The organism is Bombilactobacillus mellis, from assembly GCF_000967245.1.
In the GTDB taxonomy this organism is placed as follows: domain Bacteria; phylum Bacillota; class Bacilli; order Lactobacillales; family Lactobacillaceae; genus Bombilactobacillus; species Bombilactobacillus mellis.
In genome coordinates, this window is the sequence record NZ_KQ033878.1 from 282,961 (window position 1) to 300,712 (window position 17,752).

The following is a 17,752-nucleotide window of genomic DNA, read 5'->3' on the forward strand; positions in this document are numbered from 1 at the left end:
TTCTACATCCCTTTCATCATCGAATAAATCGGCAATAGAATGCTTAAATAAGTTCCTAAAATTAAACCGGCAACAATTAAGAAAAGTACTGGTTGAATTTGATTAATCAATTTCTGCAGTTGTTGTTGTAAATTCTGATATTTTATTTCGGCAATAGTTTGTAATTCTAGGGCAATTTGTTGATTACTATGTCCTAAATTCAAGGCAATATCTATTTCTGGAGGTAAAAAAGGATTAGTTTGAATGATCAGTGACAATGGTTGGCCTGCCAAAATTTGTGCTTCTATCTCTTGTGCCAGTTGCTGTTGAATAGACCCCACAGTAAGTTGTTTACTGGTTGCCAGAATTTCGTTTAACGACAAACCGCTTTTTAAAAAAGTAGCAATAGCAGATAAAATTAAGTAATGAAAATAATTACGATAAATCCTCCCCAGGAAAGGAATTTGCATTTGTTTTAAAGCCCGATTAATCTCGGAAGTGTGTCGCAAATAAATAATTGTACCTAATAATGCTAAAAAGATAATTATTGCTAAAATCCGTAAACATAACCAGTAATAGCTTGGTAAAGCTAAATGAGGCAGTTGCTGGGCCATTTCTATTCGTAAAAACAGCAATAAAAGGCCTAAACTAATTAATAAAAAACACGGATAAGCTAATAAATTCAGGATTTTTTGCAAATTCTTTTGTCTTATGAGTAAAGTAGCCGCATTTTCTCGTAAACATTTAATGAGATTACCATGGATTTCGGCAATCATAATTTGACTTAAGATAGTTTTAGTAAGTCCTGTATCAAATAAGGCTGCCGCTAAATTCTCTCCAATATTTAAACGTTGAATTATTCTCAATAGTAATTTATTTTCTTGTGGTAAAATCAGGCGCATGGATTCTAAAGAAGTTTCAATAGAAAATCCATTACTAAGTAATTTTGCTAAAGTTGCTAAAAAAATTGCTTGCCGTTTCGGATTTAATTTATCCAGCCTGGTATTGGTGATAGGTATTTTCATCCAGAAGCCCTTTTTCATAATCGCGCTGCAACATTCTTTGCCAGTCAGTATAATTATTTTGAGGAATTGTAATTGCCTGATTCAAATTCTCCGCCAGCAAAACATCACGATAAGGTTTAATAGCTCCAGTAGTCTGTAATATTAATCGTTGATAGACTACACAATTTAAAACGGAGTATAATTCCCGCTGACTCACACCTAACTCCATCATGCGACCAATTACAGCAAATTTATTGCGCGCATGAACTGTGGAGATAACTAAGTGACCGCTTAAAGCGGCTCGGATTGCCATTTGGCTGGTTTGCTCATCTCTTATCTCCCCCAAAATCAAGATATCGGGACGATGACGCAAAGAAGTTTTAATAAGATTAGCATAACTCATTTGAGCACGTTCATTAACTTGGACCTGAAGAAATTGCGGTTCGATAATTTCTACAGGATCTTCAATGGCCAATACAATTTTATTATTACTATATTTTTTAGTTAACTGATACATGGAGGTCGTTTTGCCAGAACCGGTCGGCCCGCTAAATAAAATTAATCCTCTTTGATTCATGATATCCTGCCATTGTTGCTCTTTTAGATCATTTGTAACTAAATTGCGCAAGGGATAAATCAAACGAATTACTAAAGATTCCTGATTAGCATAATCGCCTAAAGAAGACAAACGTAAGTTAATTTGTTGTTTTTGAAAACTAAATTTACGGGCCCCCACTTGGGGCCGACGATGCTCACTAATATCCATATCTGAAGTAAATTTCAGATAATTTATAACTCCAGCGGCAAAATTTTTATCTAAAATTTGATAATCATGAATTCCATCTATTTCTCGCATTTTAATCATTACCTGTTGTAAATGCGGCAAAAAGAAAATATCAGAAACTTCTCTTTGACAGGCAAATTGTAAAATTTTTTGCGTATAAATTTCTGGTTGCATATTCTCACCTCCTTTTCACTATTAAAATACCCAGAAAACAAAAAAAGATCCCGAATTTTTCGGGATCTTTTTAATTGCTTCTATTCGTCTTCCTCAGCTGCCGCTGTATAAACTTCAGAAACATCATCGTCATCTTCTAATTGATCAATCATATGTTCAAATTGTTCTTTTTTATCTTCTGGAACAGGTACTGTATTTTTCGGAATCATTGTTAAAGAAGCATTGGCTAATTGATAGCCCTTAGCTTCTAAGGCATCTCGAACAGCTGAAAACTCTTTAGGATCAGTATAAATTTCATAAGCGTCATCAGAAGTCCGTAAATCATCTGCGCCTGCTTCCATTAAATCTTCTAACATTTGATCTTCATCGGCATCTGTTGTGGAACGGTCAATCACAATATAACCTTTACGATCAAACAAATAAGAAACTGATCCAGCAGAACCCATGCTGCCGCCATTACGGGTAATAGCTACCCGCACAGAAGTAGCTGTTCGATTCTTATTATCAGTTAAAGCATTAACTAAAACTGCTACTCCACCAGGTGCATAACCTTCATAAGTTATTTCTTCATAATTAGCCCCGCCAGCACCGGAAGCTTTGTCAATCGCACGTTTAATATTGTCTTTAGGCATATTGGCAGCACGTGCTTTATCCATCACCAAACGAAGAGCTGCGTTATTCGCTGGGTCAGGATCACCACTCTTTGCTGCCATATAAATCTCGCGGGAAAGTTTTTGAAAAATTTTGCCTCGCTTTGCGTCTTGGGCATTTTTACGTCCTTGGATATTATGCCACTTAGAATGTCCTGACATCCGCTAACTCCTTCTTTCTCTGTTTAGTGTAAAAAACATAAAACCGTATATTATCATACCAGAATATTGCTTTTGCTTCAATCTTTTTTACTTAATTTTTGATAAACCAGTAAGATCAAGACTGTTATAATTATTCCACAACAAGCTCCGGCACTATCTAACATCACATCTTCCACCAATGGTGTTCGTCCAAAAGTCAGCATTTCATGAAATTCATCAAAACTGGCCCAGCCGGTAACTGTAAACCAAGCCACCCAAGGTGCGAGAAACCGATTGTGCATTTCATCTTTTAAAAACCAAAAAGTTACAATGCCTAATAAACCAAAAATACTAAAATGGGCCAATTTACGGATAAAAAATTCTACTAACTTAAAATAGCCAACAGCAGCAATGGATTCTTCTTTGCCCGCATAGATAAATTTGATATTACTTAAAGTGTCATATCCGGGTTGGCCAGCTAAATAATGTTTCAAAAAGGGAATCAAAGTTTGTTGCTGATAACTCATGGAAGAACTGAGGAAAAGTCCACCGATAATTAACACAATGAGCAGCAGGGCCAGCCACTGGAAACTTTTTTTCATTTATACTAACCTCATTAAATTCTTTACTAAGAGTAATTTTAATACTAAAAGTAAGCTTCCACCAAAAAAGATAGAATTAAAGATTGATCTTTCTTTATTCTATCTTTGCGGACAAATGTCGATTATGCGGTAATTTTTTAATAAATAAACTAAATTTTTTACTTTGATCTAATTTTTCAAAAATTTGTAAATATTTATCTAAAATAATAGCATCCATAAAAATGGTCACAGCTATCGGTTAAAAATAATTCCAATGGTCAACGGATCTAATTTATCATACCGCGCCAGTGAAGAGGCTATCCCAAAAGTGGCATAAAACGACAAAATACCAACAGTAAAACGAAAAGGTATATCTAATATTTATTGATAAGGGGCTAAAAAATGAGCCACAGCCGGAATGGGCATATTTGATAAGATTGTAAAAAAAGAACCTACAATTGTTAAAGGTAAAGTAGAAATAATCCCTTTCCTGATAGCAGCCATATGTCTTTGCTGTCCCAATTTATTAGCTACCAGTACAACTTTTTTCTCTAAAAATTGACAAAATTATTCATGATCTTTCTCCTTTTAGATCAGTCATAAGACACATGATATTGGGAAATTTCAGGTCTAACTACTAAAAAACAATTTCATCATCTTAGGAAAAGAATTATAAAAAGCTCACTTGGCTTCAATTTCAAAAGTCTTATTTTTATAAAAACAATATTAGTACAACTGCAAGAATTCTAGATTATAAAAACTACTTTTTCACTGTTAGCAAAACCAAGTCTCACCTAAAAATCGGTCTCCATTAATTAATAAACTATTCTACTGTCACACTTTTGGCTAAATTTCGCGGCTGGTCAACGTCGTTTCCACGTTCAACCGCTGTATAATATGCAAATAACTGGGCAGGAACTATCGCAACCAAAGGCATCAAGCGTTCATCTAAATCAGCTACAACTAATTGATCTCCTTCTTGAGCCAAACTTTGTTTACTGATAATTAAAGTATGTGCACCCCGACTTAAAACTTCTTTGACATTACTTCTCGTATGTGCCGCCGTACTTTGTTCTAAAATAAAGGCAACAACTGGTGTTTGTTCTTCAATTAAAGCAATTGTTCCATGTTTTAATTCTCCTGCAGCAAAACCTTCAGCATGCACATATGAAACTTCTTTTAATTTTAAAGCTGCCTCAATGGCAACAGCATAACCGTTCCCTCGGCCAATAAAGAAAGCCGCGTTTTGCTGAGCAAAATAATCATGACTTAATTGTTCCAAATAATCTTTTTGATCAACAATAGTTTGAATGGCATTAGCCGCAAGACCCAATTGCTGAGCGACATCTAACTCGCTGGCTGCTGCAATTTTCTTTCGTAAACCTAATTTTTGAGCCAGAATCGCCTGAACAGCAATTTGGGCAATATAAGCTTTAGTAGAAGCAACAGCAACCTCTGGGCCCGCACATAAAGGCAGACTGTATTCAGCTTCTCTTGCCAGAGTAGAATTGATAACATTAGTAATTGTTAACGTAGGATAATTTAAGTGCCGCACTTGATCTAACACCTGCCGACTATCAGCAGTTTCTCCACTTTGACTTAAGAAAATAAAAAACGGATGTGCAGAAAGTTTCGGCATATGATAACCAAATTCACTGGCTAATTGAACTTCCACAGGAATATCTGCTAATTCTTCAAATAATTGTCGCGCCACTAAACCGGCATGATAACTGGTACCTGCGGCTACAATATATAAGCGGTCTGCCTTTTGTAAATCGTCTAACAACTGTGGAGCCAGCTTATCTTGCTCTGAAGAATAATAGTACTCACTAATTCGCCGTAAGACAGCTGGTTGTTCATCAATTTCTTTGAGCATATAACTGTCGTAAGTTCCCTTAGAAAGATCATTAGCATCCATTTGCACTTGATAAGGCTGTCTTTGGACCGGCTGATTATCTAAAGTTGTTAGTTGCACATTATCCTTAGTAATTATTCCCATTTCGCCGTCATGAATCTCTAAAAAGGTATCAGTTTGATCCAAAAAGGCCAAAGCATCCGAACAAATCAAATTATAACCGGCTGCTAGACCTATTAATAAAGGGCTCTTATTTTTAGCAATAAAAATCTTATCCGGTTCTTGACGATCCATTAAGGCAAAAGCATAGGAGCCTTCCAATAACTGCAAAGTTTTGCGAAAAGCTGTTAAAGCATCAACTTGATCTGTTACCGCAAAATAATCAACCAGTTGAACTACTACTTCAGAATCAGTATCACTTTGAAATTCTACTCCTGTTAAATATTTAGCTTTCAGCTCTGCAAAATTATTAATTACTCCGTTATGCACTAAATAAAAACGCCGATCTTGAGAAAAATGCGGATGCGCATTACTTTGACTAGGTTTACCGTGAGTGGCCCAGCGAGTATGACCAATCCCGGTTATTCCGCTATCCTCATTAGTGATTGCTTGTTGCAAATTAACGATTTTTCCTACACGTTTAATTAAATGGTCATTCCCATGTTGGTCATTAACATATATTCCTGCAGAATCATAGCCTCGATATTCTAGTCTTTTTAATCCTGATAACAGTATTTCCGTGGCATTATTGTTGCCAACCACGCCTATAACTCCACACATAAATTTCTCTCCTAAAATTGGTATAGTCCTAATTAGTTGAATATAACATCACTCAACAATTGGTATCTTAGCAATATAGGATATAATTGTCAATAAATATCTATAATTGGTATGCCTATTTTTCTTCTCTTTTTATCAAGCCTTTTCAAGTAATCGTTCCTTAATTATAAATTTACTGTATTCTTAATAATACTAGTATGATATTATTAAATTTATAAAAGGAGTCCAGTAAAAATGAAAACGATTTTAGCAACTATTCGCTTTCCTAGTGAACTCTATCAACAATTAAAGAGTGCCGCCCAAGCGCAAAATATTAGTATTGATCAACTTATTATTCAAAGTGTTCGACAAGCTCTACAAAATAATGAGATTCCGTCTATTGAAAATCAGCTAGTACTCAATCAAATAGTAAGTCCAGCGCAAATTTTTCCAGAAAGTGGTTTACTTAAAGTTAACGGGATTTTTTACCGTTATTTAACTGAAAATAATGCACCCATTCTGAATTCGACGGCCTATTTAGTGATTGGCGTTACCGGTAATATACTTACCATTAGAGCAATTAAAAAGTGAGGTTAGACAATGCCCTTAGGAATTAAAATAGTACCCCAAAACTGTCAAGGATTAGTAGAACTATTTGGTAAATATCAACGTAGTGTTGAATCAGGTCTGCATTTTTATATTCCCCTTGTCCAGCATATTCGGACAGTCAGTTTAGCTATGCAACCAATTGAACTGCCGCACTATTCGATTATTACTAAGGATAATGCTGAAGTTTCTACTTCCATTACCCTTAATTACCATGTTACAGATGCTGTTAAATATGAATATAATAATACTGATTCCGTAGAATCAATGGCCCAGCTAGTCAGAGGACATTTACGCGATATTATTGGCCGCATGGAATTAAATGATGCCTTAGGCTCCACGGCTAAAATTAATGCTGATTTATCTGTAGCAATTGGCGATTTAACCAATACATATGGTATTAATGTTGATCGGATCAATATTGATGAATTACTGCCTTCAGAAGAAATTCAACGGGCAATGGACAAACAGTTAACCGCCGATCGGCAACGGATTGCTACTATTGCTAAAGCCGAAGGTGAAGCTGAATCGATTCGCCTTACCAATGAAGCCAAAAATAACGCTTTAATTGCAACTGCTAAAGCGCAGGCAGAAGCAACCCGGACTAAGGCTGATGCGGAGCGTTATCGGATTGATACCGTTCAAGCAGGTTTAACCCATGCGGATGAAAAATATTTTCAGAATCAATCAATTAATGCTTATAGTAAATTAGCTGCTTCACCAGCTAATATTGTGGTTGTGCCTAACAATGACAATAGTAATTACGGTCAGACGGCACTTTTAGCACAGGCTATTACTAATCACGATAAAAATTCAAAGCCTAGTAAAGACGTCCAAGCCCAAAAAGACGAACCAACAAGTCTGGAAGAACATAATTAAAATTTAGATTTTACATTAATTGGTTTATAATCAGGATGAATTTTATAATATAGGTTAAATATTATAAATAACCTCATAGTACAGTTTTTCAACCACTAAAATATATCCTTTTTATTCATCAAAATGAACATTAACCAAAATTTTCCAGTTATTATTTTTCATGGTAACTCTTTGATTAAGAAAAATATTTTTTCAAAAAGAAAAAAGCTTATCTTCAAAAAACACGATAAGCTTTTTATTTTATCTAATTATTCTTAAAATCCCATTTCATTTTGAACTACACGGGCAATTTGCTGCGTGTATTGATTAGCCTGCTCTTCAGTAGCGGCCTCAACCATAATTCTTAGTAAAGGTTCCGTTCCACTCGGCCGAACTAAGACACGACCGTCACCATTCATTTCTTTTTCGACTGTATCAATTTCAGCCTGAATAGCAGGATAGTTACGCCAATTTCTCTTATCAGCAACCTTAATATTAACTAATTTTTGCGGATAAGTTTTTACCGGTGCGGCTAATTCAGACAAACTTTTACCAGTTTGTTTAATAACATTTAACAATTGGATTCCGGTCAACATACCATCGCCAGTATTATGAACATCAAATATAATGATATGTCCGGACTGTTCACCGCCCAAGTTATAACCATTTTTCACAATTTCTGCTGCCACATGACGATCGCCTACAGCGGTTTGCACTGACTTCATTCCGTTAGCCGCCAAAGCTTTATATAATCCTAAATTACTCATCACCGTGGTCACGACGGTATCTTTTTTTAAACGGCCGTGATCTTTAAAATAGCTTCCCAAAATATACATAATTTTATCGCCATCAACAATATTGCCTTTTTCATCAACCGCGATACAACGATCACCATCACCGTCAAAAGCCAGTCCTGCCTGAGCATTTTGGGCAACAACTTCTCGAGCCAGTTTTTCCGGATGAGTAGAACCAACACCGTCATTAATATTCGTACCATCCGGATTAGTGGCTATAGTGGTAAAATCTACATTTAAGTCAGCATACAATTTTGTCAATAAATCACTGGTAGAACCATTAGCACCATCTAAAACTACTTTAATTCCTGATAGATCTTCAGAAATACTCTGTCGTAAAAATTCTAAATATTTGAGCGAACCTTCTTTATAACTTTCTAACGTTCCCAGTCCTTCCGCTGCCGGACGTGGCAAGCTATCAACTTCTTGGTCTAAGAAATGTTCGATTTCCTCTTCCGTAGAATCTTTCAATTTATAACCGTCAGGTCCAAAAAATTTAATCCCATTGTCACTGGCCGGATTATGGGAAGCAGAAATCATTATTCCCGCATCCGCATCTTGGACTTTAACCAAATAGGCTACGGCCGGAGTAGTAATAACACCTAAGTCCAAAACCTCAATTCCAACTGATAATAGTCCTGAAATTAAGGCCATTTCCAACATTTGCCCAGATTTTCTTGTATCGCGAGCAACTAAAACTGTTGGTCTGTCATCATCTTTATCTTTTTGTTCTGATAAAACGTAACCTCCGCAACGACCTAATTTAAAAGCCAGTTCCGGAGAGAGTTCTTTATTAGCAACTCCGCGAACTCCATCAGTACCAAAATATTTAACCATCTTTATTTTTACCTCTTACTTGCTTATTTATTAATTCATTGATTGCTTCCATTAATTTCACCACTATTAGTAGTATTCGATTCAGAGTCATCTCCGCGGTGAATATATACTTTAATAGTGCGCGGGCTTGAGTCTATGATATCAGATTTCACCTGATTAAGGGTTATTATTTCATAATTCTTCTTATCTAACTTATTAACATCAATTGGAATTTCCAGTTCATTAATCTTATCTAAGACAGACTTACGAGCAAAAATTGTGACCGCCGATATCTCGGACGAAAAACTATAGGTCTTGTCACTAGAGCCGGTTTGGGTAAATTTAACGGGAACTCTTTTTTTCGGCAAAGAAATCGGAATTTTAACATTAGCAGTTTGCGGAGACAAGAGAACTGATAAGGTATGACCTTGACTGTCTAAGGCTTGTAACAGTACTTCACGATTAAAATCAGTCGTGGAATCCTTCGGCAAATTAGCACGTGCGACAATTTGACTTACTTTCTGCACTTCCGAGCGGGCTCCGACAACTTGTACTACTTGTGGACGAACAGAGATTTCCCCCACCTGATAGCCTTCAGCTACTCCGGCACTATTATAGGCTGTTTGAATAGGGAAAGTTTTTTCCATGCGCGGTTCAATATCAATATCTACATATTCCGGTTTAATACTATACTTTAACTCACGATTTAAACCATTTTGACGAACACGAACTCGATGCTTGCCAATTCCTAATTGCCGTAAATCAATGTAAGTAGTAAAATTTTGCGTATTTTTGGTAGCTGTGACTAAAGCCGCAGGTCCCTGGATTTTAACTGCTACTTGTTTCGGATATCCAGTGACAAAAAAACTATTAGAATCCACATCTACTTGTAAGCTCATATTAACTGTGGCTGTTTTTTCAGCTACAGCCACATTATTAGAGTTAGTAGCATTACGGGTGCTGCCAATACTGGGAGCAGAAACACTAACATAAATCCAGATTGCTAAAGCCAAAGATAAGAGCATATAAAAATATTTAGAATTAGTAAACTGACGCCATTTATTCATTTAGTATTTTCTCCTTTATGCCCGGTTAAAAGACTACTCAAAAAGGATTTAGTTTTTTCTTCCCGCGGTTCTAATTGGGCTCGCAAGTAATTGAGATAATCCTCACGACTTAAATCTTGCAGCATGTGATTTTTGTGAGTAATCATAACACTGCCGGTTTCTTCAGAAACTACAACCGTCAAAGCATCAGTCACTTCGCTAATACCTACAGCTGCTCGATGTCGGGTACCTAGCTTCTTAGGAATAGCATTGCTTTCAGACAAAGGTAAATAGGCCGCTGCTACTTCGACTTTGTTCTTATTAACGATTACCGCTCCATCATGTAACGGAGTATTGGGAATAAAAATATTGATTAATAATTCACCCGTAACATCGGCATTGAGCTTAATGCCAGTTTCCACATATTCTTCTAAGCCGGTATCCATCTGGATTGTAATTAACGCCCCAATCCGTCTTTTTGACATATACTGAATGGATTTATCCAAAGCTTGAATTAAGTTATCTGCAATATCTTTTTGTTCATTTTTAACAGGCAAAAAGATGGGAATGCGGCCCAATTTCTCTAATCCACGGCGAATTTCCGGAGCAAAAATAATGATAATTACAATTACAGCCCAATTAAAAACTTGATCAGTTAAATAAGCCACCGTGTGAAGATTTAAAAACCAGCTAATCAATTTTATAATAATAATAATTAATAAACCCTTTAATAACTGAATAGCTTTTGTACCGCGAATAAGCATCAATAGTTTATAAATCAAAAACCAAACAAATAAAACATCAATAATATTGGTTAAAGTATTGAGCGTAAATAAGTTACTGATAAAATTTTGCATAGGATCATCCTTAATTTCTAATCTTCCCCAATAATGCGGACTTCAGTTTCTAATTGTACCGCAAATTTTTCCTTGACTGTTTTTTGAATTAACTGAATTAGTTGTAAATAATCCGTGGCAGTGGCATTGCCGGTGTTAATAATGAACCCTGCATGTTTGTTGGATACTTGAGCCCCACCGATACTTTTGCCTTGTAATCCGGCTTTAATAATTAAGGGACCCGTAAAATGGCCTTGTGGCCGTTTAAAGACACTACCGCAAGATGGATATTCTAAAGGCTGTTTTGAACGCCTTAAAGCATTTAATTCATCCATTTTATCTTGAATTTGTGGCTGCTGACCTACCTCTAAATTAAAAGTGGCTGCTACTACGATACCATGATTTTCCTGGACAATACTATGACGATAACCAAAATGCAAGTCTGACCCGCTAATTTGTACTTCGCGGCCATCGGGCAAAATTTCATCAATACTGCTGACTACATTAGCGATTTCTCCTCCATAAGCCCCTGCATTCATAAAAATAGCTCCACCAACACTGCCAGGAATTCCGGCTGCAAATTCCAAGCCAGTGAGACTAGCCTTACTGGCTGCCTTAGTAACTGCAATAATGGCCGCCCCCGCTTCTGCGGTAATTTGCTGTTTTTTGACTTCAATTTTATTGAACTCCGGCAACATAATGACCAAACCCCGGATACCGCCATCTTTAATAATTAAATTGCTGGAATTGCCCAAAGTAGTTACGGGCATTTTTTGTTTTCGAGCCCTTACTAATAGATCTTTTAATTCTTGGCGAGTAGTAGGAAACGCTAGATAATCGGCTGGCCCACCTGTTTTAGTATACGTATACCGACTTAAAGGTTCATTAGTCTTAATTTTAATTGGTAACGTCAGTAAATCATTTGTCATTTAAATTAACCTCTTAACAGTATTAGAAATTAAAACTTCTCCTTGGCAATACTTATAGTATATAATGAAAGACCAGATAGTTACAAAAAAGGAAGTAAATTATGAATTTTGTTGCCATGGATTTTGAAACTGCTAATGGAAAAAGCTCTAGCGCTTGCTCATTAGCTTTAGCCTTAATCGAAAATAACCAAATCACAGATACATTTTATACATTAATTAATCCTTTACAAAATTTTAATTATCGCAACATCGCTATTCACCATATTCAACCAGCGGATGTCCAATCGGCCCCTACCTTTGATCAGGTTTGGCCTCATATTCAATCCCTTTTTACACAAGACAATTTGATCGCTGCGCACAATGCTCCGTTTGATACCCGGGTTCTCCGGGAAACTTTAGCTATGTTTAATTTACCGGCGCCAACTTATCCAGCTATTGATACAGTGCGAACCTCACGAAAATTATATCCGCAAATGCCTAACCATAAGCTCAATACCGTTGCTCAGCTTCTCAAAATCCCATTAAACCACCATCATCACGCTCTTGATGATACCATTGCCTGTGCCGAAATTCTAATTAAAACTGCCCTTCAGTTTGGCGAAGAGCCAATTAAAAAGATGACCAAATTAATTCATTAGTCATCTTTTTAATATGGTTATAATTACTTATCAGCAATTGCTTGTTGGAACTGCTGCAGCAATTGTTGATAACGACAGCCCAAGGCCTGAAAAGTTAATTCACGACTAGTCGGCTGTTGTTGCTTAAGAACGATCCGCAAATAACTTGTAGGTACTAAATCCTTAATAAATTGGGACCATTCAATGACTACAGCTCCATCCCCATTAAAGTATTCACTTAATCCTAATTCATCAGCTGAAGAATTTTCTAAACGATACATATCCATATGATATAAAGGAATTCTCCCCGACTGATATTCGCGAATTAAAGTAAAGGTGGGGCTTTTAATCGGTCGTTTAATTCCTAGCCCTTGGGCAATACCTTGAGTTAGCGTTGTTTTACCAGCTCCCAAATCACCATCTAATAAGATCAGATCTTGGGGCTGTAATAATTGGCCTAATTGATACCCATAAGCGATGGTTGCTTGATAATTGGTAGTTACCAGGTGCATTGTCATATTAGAGTGCTTGGGCTGCAGTAATTAAGGATAATTTATAAACATCCTCTTCATTGCAACCGCGTGATAAATCTGAAACCGGCTTGTTTAATCCCTGCAAAACTGGGCCAATTGCTTCAAAACCACCAAAACGCTGGGCAATCTTATAACCAATATTTCCCGATTGCAATTCTGGGAAAACAAATACTGTAGCCTGACCAGCAACCGCAGAATTAGGTGCTTTTTGTTGAGCTACTTTCGGCACAAAAGCAGCATCAAATTGTAATTCTCCATCCAAGGCCAAATCAGGATCCATCTGTTGAGCCAATTTTGCAGCTTCTGCTACTTTGGTAACCTCATCGCTTTTAGCAGAACCTTTAGTCGAAAAACTTAATAGGGCCACTTTGGGATCAATATCAAATAACTGAGCCGTTTTGGCGGAAGTAACTGCAATTTCGGCCAATTCTTGACTATTAGGATTTATATTGATGGCACAATCTGCAAATAAATAACGCTGATCATCTTTTTGCATAATAAAAGCCCCACTAGTCCGCGTTAACCCCGGCTTAACTTTAATAATTTGTAAAGCCGGACGTACCGTATCTCCAGTAGGATGAACCGCTCCAGAAACCATTCCGTCAACTTGTCCCAAAAAGACAAGCATAGTACCGAAATAATTAGGATCACGGAGCATCTTTTGTGCTTGTTCTTTAGTATTCTTGCCGTGACGTCTTTCTACAAAGGCATCCACCATTTGTTCAAAATCAGAATAATTATTAGGATCTAAAATTTTAATCTGGGAAGTAGTAACTCCAGCAGCAAGTGCTGCTTTTTGAATTTCTTCAGCAGCACCCAAAAAAACTGGTTCGACCAGATTTTCTTGCTGCAAGCGCACAGCCGCTTTTAAAATCCGTTCATCAGTTGCTTCTGGAAATACAATTCGTAAATTTTTTCCCTTAATCTTTTGCTTTAACGATTCAAACAATTCCATCATATTGCCTCCTAATTTTCTGTTTCTGGTTGTGCCGGTAATTGCCAATCTATTGGCGTTTCTCCATACTGGGTCAATGCTTGATTAGCCCGGGAAAAAGGATGCGAACCAAAAAAACCATAATTTGCGGAAAACGGGCTGGGATGAGTTGAACTAATTATAGTATTTTGCCGGGTATCAATTAAACTTGACTTCGATTTGGCTGCTTTTCCCCATAAAATAAAGACTACATGACCTTTTTCAGAAAGTTTGCTAATAGCCTGATCAGTCAATTTTTCCCAACCTTTGCCTTGATGAGAAAAAGCCTTCCCACGGCGCACTGTTAACACAGAATTTAATAATAAGACTCCTTGATCAGCCCAATGTTTTAAATAACCATGATTAACGGGAGTACAGCCGACATCTGCTTGCAATTCCTTATAAATATTTTGTAAGGAAGGTGGTACCTTATTGCCAGGCAAAACGGAAAAACTTAAGCCATGAGCTTGATGTGGTTCATGATAAGGATCCTGCCCTAAGATGACCACCTTAGTTGCTTGAAATGAGGTCCACTCAAAGGCTTGGAAAATATGATACATATCAGGATAAATGGTCTGAGTTTGATATTCCCGCTTCAAAAATTGATGCAGTTGTCGATAATACTCTTTATCAAATTCGGCCCCTAAAACATCCTGCCAGTCATTTTTTATTAGTTGTTTCAACTCAATAATCACCCTGCTTATGGTAAAATTTTAGTATAACGTCAAAAGAAGTTTTCCACATGCCAAAATTTAATAACTGCCACTAAAAGAAACTTACTTTATTCAAGTAACTATTTTAAGCTGCTAATATCTTTTCTTGTTACTGTCATTACAGTCATTTCTCAACCAATTTCTGAGTTCAAGAGCTAACTTCTAGACTAATTTCAAAGATATTTGAAACTAAAAACAACCAGCAAATTTCTTGGTGCGGCCACTATATTTTGACAAATGTTACTTTTTTTAAAAAACATCACCTCTATTATGAAATCGTAACCACCAGTGGTATCTATTCTACCAGTTAGAGGCCCAGAATTCAAAAGACAGTTTAGTTCTCAAAAATCAATTTCTAGTTTTATTGTATAAAACGACAAGAGCTCCTGCAACAACTCATTGTAAATTAATCAACCTCACTTTTACTCACAGCTTGCTTGTTATCAACCAAAGTATACCGAGCTCTAATTTACAATTACTAGCCAGGAGTCTCTTTTTTAACAAAAGCTGCTTCTAGCTAAAATTCTAGAGTATTTTTAATAACCATGTTTAAAAATATTTTGTTGAACGCGCACTTCTTATTATGAATCATACGTAGTAAACTTATTAAACATTACTAATTAACTCTGCAAAACAAGACTATCCCAATAACTTTGATGTTAATAAGCTTTTGTTCAAACCTTAAGTTGAACGGATGCAGAAAGAGTGGTATCAAATAATGATCTTTTATATGCAATTTAATGCTGCTAATATTGCCGGCATTATTCAAATTACCAACGTTAAACAAGAACCTCTGTACTACTTAATTCGGATTCCGCCCCATTGGAAAACCAGTTATAATTTACTAGGCGTTAGTCAAGATGTTATTGGAAGTATTGAACAAATATCTCATAGCAGCTGGCCTAATTATCAAATTAAAATTGGGTCCAATTTAATCACCAAAGTGTATCACCTCAACAATTCCCGTCATCAACTTATGCTCGCTCCTACAGTGCATTGGTTAATTACTGGTAACCTAATCGAAAATAATTATGTGGTTCATGATTTTCATCATCAAGTAATTATGACTGTTGATAACATTTACTTTAAAAATGGACATGAAGGATATCTTTTAAATATTAATGATAATGCAGAATATAAAGTTGGAATTTTACTAGCAGCTGTTTTAAATCAGACTAGTCGTAATACAAAAAATAAACGTTCCTTAGAACGTTTAAAAGGGAGGCAATTAAGAGTGCAATTGAAAAGAAATATTAATTTTCCCTCTGACAAAAACTAATTTTAATCAGCTTCTTCAGCATTAATCATTGGGAAAGATACTTTTTTGCATATGATGATACTGATGAGAACCAATTTTTGTCGTTCCCACAATTCGAAAACCTAAGTGTTGATATAAGCGTAAAGCCCGTTGATTTTGAAAATCAACATTTAGACCCACCAAAGAAACATCAAAAAATTGCGGAAGTGCTGCAATTAATTTAGTAGCTAACCCCTGTCCCTGATAAGCCGGGGCAACGGCGATAGAATCTAAATACCATTCATCAGGCCAGCTTTCTTCTGCAAACAGCTCTAAATTACGTGGTAAACCATATTTAGGAGCTAACTTTTGATAATAACTATTAATTTCTTTTTCTAAAGCCGCTGGATAACCGATCAAGACTCCCACTACCTGCTGCTTTTTTTCGATTACAATTGTATTTTGATAAACCTTTGGTTCACGAAAAGTTTCCTCTAGTAAATTATGAATTTGCTGAGGATATTTTTGCATTATTTCTAATTCCATATCTGTAAAAATTTGTTGTAAAAGTTCTAATACTACTTGCGCATCTTGGGCGTTGGCACGTCTAAGCATAAATCCATCCTTTGTCTATAATTAAATAACATAAATCACAAAAAGGCCGGATGGCCTTTTTTACGATCGTTTACTGATTTAAAAATTTGTCGCCAGCAGAATTGCTGACGCTTTCATGATAACAACATTGCCTGTGAAGATAAAGCTACATTTTAATAAATATGTCTCATTTTGAGAATATTTAATCACATTGATTTTGATAAAAGTGAAATAAAAATAACTGAACTCCGCTCAGCAATTGTTGAATAACTACTTCGGGTTTAGTTTTCAATTGACCATCTAACCAAACTAAAAGCTGAAATAATATACCCGCCGCCAGAAAATCTAATTCATAAGGCCGTTTCTGAACAAAATCCAGTAATTGATCAGCTTGCAGTTGCTGGGTAATATAAGACAACAAAAACTTTTTAAAAATTTTTAACCAAAAACTCGGAGTTTGTTCAAGAATAACTAATTTATAAAGATTAATAAAACGCCAGCGGTGTTGAGCAATGTAATTAACACTAACCTCAATTACACCCTGCCAGCTATTACATTCGTATTGCAACAGCTTATTAGCTTCTTCTTTTAAGATTGCCAAACAAAGATCTTGCAAACCAGCCGGAAAATGTCGATAAATAGTACTACGGCTGACCGCACAACAAGCAGTTAATTCTTTAATAGTTAAATTAGCCCCTTGAGGCTGCTCTAATAAATTACATAATTTTCTAAGCAGATAACCAGAAGTAACCGCAGCTGACATATCCTTCCTCACTTTTAGTTATAGTATTAAATCAACGTAAGACATTTTTTAAATGCCGCCGTATTTCCCGTTCTTGATCCCGGCGTTTTAAAGTCTCACGTTTATCATATAGTTTTTTACCTTCGGCAACCCCCAGCAAAACTTTAGCAAAACCGTGTTTCAAGTAGACTTTTAAAGGCACAACGGTAACACCTTTTTTTTGAATTTGACCAGCTATTTTATTAATTTCTCTTTTATGCAAAAGTAATTTTCGATTGCGTAAAGGGTCATGATTAAATTGATTGCCTTGATCATAAGGACTGATATGCACATTAGACAGTAATAATTCTCCATTATGGATTTGAGCAAAACCATCTTTTATGTTCATACGTCCAGCACGAATTGACTTGATTTCTGTCCCGGTTAAAACGATTCCTGCCTCATAAGTTTCTAAAATATTATAGTTGTGACGGGCTTTTTTATTAGTCGCCATAACATTGGCTGCTTTTTGGGGATGTTTTTTCAAATCAA

At 36.1% G+C, this 17,752-nt stretch carries 20 protein-coding genes and 1 pseudogene; 4 read left to right on the top strand and 17 right to left on the bottom strand.

The features are described from left to right. Positions 1 to 2 precede the first annotated feature (2 nt). The 7 genes and pseudogenes from JG29_RS05575 to glmS form a co-directional block, all read right to left on the bottom strand. The gene (locus JG29_RS05575; RefSeq protein WP_045922977.1) at positions 3 to 1,004 is read right to left on the bottom strand and encodes a type II secretion system F family protein; all 1,002 of its coding nucleotides are present in this window, start codon (positions 1,002 to 1,004) and stop codon (positions 3 to 5) included. Continuing rightward, positions 970 to 1,941 (bottom strand): competence type IV pilus ATPase ComGA, encoded by a 972-nt coding sequence (gene comGA / locus JG29_RS05580; protein WP_045922978.1) that lies wholly within the window; start codon positions 1,939 to 1,941, stop codon positions 970 to 972. The genes JG29_RS05575 and comGA overlap by 35 nt, the downstream gene beginning before the upstream one ends. Positions 1,942 to 2,021: 80 nt before the next feature. Continuing rightward, positions 2,022 to 2,753 (bottom strand): YebC/PmpR family DNA-binding transcriptional regulator, encoded by a 732-nt coding sequence (locus tag JG29_RS05585; RefSeq protein ID WP_045922979.1) that lies wholly within the window; start codon positions 2,751 to 2,753, stop codon positions 2,022 to 2,024. A gap of 77 nt (positions 2,754 to 2,830) precedes the next feature. Further along, positions 2,831 to 3,334 carry a VanZ family protein gene (locus tag JG29_RS05590; RefSeq protein ID WP_045922980.1) on the bottom strand — a complete coding sequence of 168 codons (504 nt, stop codon included), beginning with the start codon at positions 3,332 to 3,334 and terminating at the stop codon, positions 2,831 to 2,833. A gap of 94 nt (positions 3,335 to 3,428) precedes the next feature. Continuing rightward, positions 3,429 to 3,551: a hypothetical protein gene (locus JG29_RS08970; protein WP_255528558.1), complete on the bottom strand. Its 123-nt coding sequence runs from the start codon at positions 3,549 to 3,551 to the stop codon at positions 3,429 to 3,431. Between the two features lie 26 nt (positions 3,552 to 3,577). After that, positions 3,578 to 3,817, bottom strand: a pseudogene (locus JG29_RS08700) (PTS sugar transporter subunit IIC); the annotation flags it as partial. Positions 3,818 to 4,136: 319 nt separating this feature from the next. Further along, positions 4,137 to 5,948 (bottom strand): glutamine--fructose-6-phosphate transaminase (isomerizing), encoded by a 1,812-nt coding sequence (gene glmS / locus JG29_RS05595; RefSeq protein WP_045922981.1) that lies wholly within the window; start codon positions 5,946 to 5,948, stop codon positions 4,137 to 4,139. 234 nt (positions 5,949 to 6,182) lie between these two features. Between glmS and JG29_RS05600 the strand changes: the two genes are divergently transcribed. Then, positions 6,183 to 6,518: a hypothetical protein gene (locus JG29_RS05600; RefSeq protein ID WP_045922982.1), complete on the top strand. Its 336-nt coding sequence runs from the start codon at positions 6,183 to 6,185 to the stop codon at positions 6,516 to 6,518. 9 nt (positions 6,519 to 6,527) lie between these two features. Next, positions 6,528 to 7,412: an SPFH domain-containing protein gene (locus tag JG29_RS05605; protein WP_084232611.1), complete on the top strand. Its 885-nt coding sequence runs from the start codon at positions 6,528 to 6,530 to the stop codon at positions 7,410 to 7,412. Positions 7,413 to 7,666: 254 nt separating this feature from the next. On the opposite strand, the gene glmM is transcribed toward JG29_RS05605, so the two are convergent. Genes glmM through murB form a run of 4 tightly spaced genes read right to left on the bottom strand, consistent with a single transcriptional unit; the run spans position 7,667 to position 11,812 of the window. Continuing rightward, a complete protein-coding gene (gene glmM / locus JG29_RS05610; RefSeq protein ID WP_045922983.1) occupies positions 7,667 to 9,022 on the bottom strand; it encodes a phosphoglucosamine mutase in 1,356 nt (451 codons plus the stop codon). Positions 9,023 to 9,057: 35 nt separating this feature from the next. Beyond that, a complete protein-coding gene (locus JG29_RS05615) occupies positions 9,058 to 10,068 on the bottom strand; it encodes a CdaR family protein (RefSeq protein WP_045922984.1) in 1,011 nt (336 codons plus the stop codon). Next, positions 10,065 to 10,904: a diadenylate cyclase CdaA gene (gene cdaA, locus JG29_RS05620; RefSeq protein ID WP_045922985.1), complete on the bottom strand. Its 840-nt coding sequence runs from the start codon at positions 10,902 to 10,904 to the stop codon at positions 10,065 to 10,067. Before cdaA ends, JG29_RS05615 begins: the two co-directional genes overlap by 4 nt. Before the next feature lie 17 nt (positions 10,905 to 10,921). Next, entirely contained in the window at positions 10,922 to 11,812 is an 891-nt protein-coding gene (gene murB / locus JG29_RS05625; protein WP_045922986.1) for a UDP-N-acetylmuramate dehydrogenase, read from the bottom strand. A 101-nt stretch (positions 11,813 to 11,913) separates the two neighbouring features. Between murB and JG29_RS05630 the strand changes: the two genes are divergently transcribed. Next, entirely contained in the window at positions 11,914 to 12,450 is a 537-nt protein-coding gene (locus JG29_RS05630) for a 3'-5' exonuclease (RefSeq protein ID WP_045922987.1), read from the top strand. A 23-nt stretch (positions 12,451 to 12,473) separates the two neighbouring features. Here JG29_RS05630 and tsaE read toward each other — a convergent pair whose 3' ends face one another. From tsaE to JG29_RS05645, 3 genes are read right to left on the bottom strand one after another with little or no spacing between them, the layout of a single operon-like run. Then, complete coding sequence (tsaE, locus tag JG29_RS05635; protein ID WP_156961653.1) at positions 12,474 to 12,941, bottom strand: tRNA (adenosine(37)-N6)-threonylcarbamoyltransferase complex ATPase subunit type 1 TsaE; 468 nt, start codon at positions 12,939 to 12,941, stop codon at positions 12,474 to 12,476. Positions 12,942 to 12,948: 7 nt separating this feature from the next. Next, positions 12,949 to 13,917: a phosphate acetyltransferase gene (gene pta, locus JG29_RS05640; protein ID WP_045922989.1), complete on the bottom strand. Its 969-nt coding sequence runs from the start codon at positions 13,915 to 13,917 to the stop codon at positions 12,949 to 12,951. Between the two features lie 11 nt (positions 13,918 to 13,928). After that, the gene (locus JG29_RS05645) at positions 13,929 to 14,618 is read right to left on the bottom strand and encodes a uracil-DNA glycosylase (RefSeq protein WP_045922990.1); all 690 of its coding nucleotides are present in this window, start codon (positions 14,616 to 14,618) and stop codon (positions 13,929 to 13,931) included. Between the two features lie 724 nt (positions 14,619 to 15,342). Between JG29_RS05645 and JG29_RS05650 the strand changes: the two genes are divergently transcribed. Continuing rightward, positions 15,343 to 15,927 (top strand): LURP-one-related/scramblase family protein, encoded by a 585-nt coding sequence (locus JG29_RS05650; RefSeq protein ID WP_156961637.1) that lies wholly within the window; start codon positions 15,343 to 15,345, stop codon positions 15,925 to 15,927. A gap of 21 nt (positions 15,928 to 15,948) precedes the next feature. On the opposite strand, the gene JG29_RS05655 is transcribed toward JG29_RS05650, so the two are convergent. From JG29_RS05655 to smpB, 3 genes are all read right to left on the bottom strand, one after another. Beyond that, entirely contained in the window at positions 15,949 to 16,500 is a 552-nt protein-coding gene (locus JG29_RS05655; protein WP_045922992.1) for a GNAT family N-acetyltransferase, read from the bottom strand. 181 nt (positions 16,501 to 16,681) lie between these two features. After that, positions 16,682 to 17,242, bottom strand: coding sequence for a TetR/AcrR family transcriptional regulator (locus JG29_RS05660; RefSeq protein ID WP_045922993.1), 561 nt, complete (start codon positions 17,240 to 17,242; stop codon positions 16,682 to 16,684). Between the two features lie 31 nt (positions 17,243 to 17,273). Beyond that, on the bottom strand, positions 17,274 to 17,747 hold the full coding sequence (smpB, locus tag JG29_RS05665) for an SsrA-binding protein SmpB (RefSeq protein ID WP_084232613.1): 474 nt from the start codon (positions 17,745 to 17,747) through the stop codon (positions 17,274 to 17,276). Positions 17,748 to 17,752 lie beyond the last annotated feature (5 nt).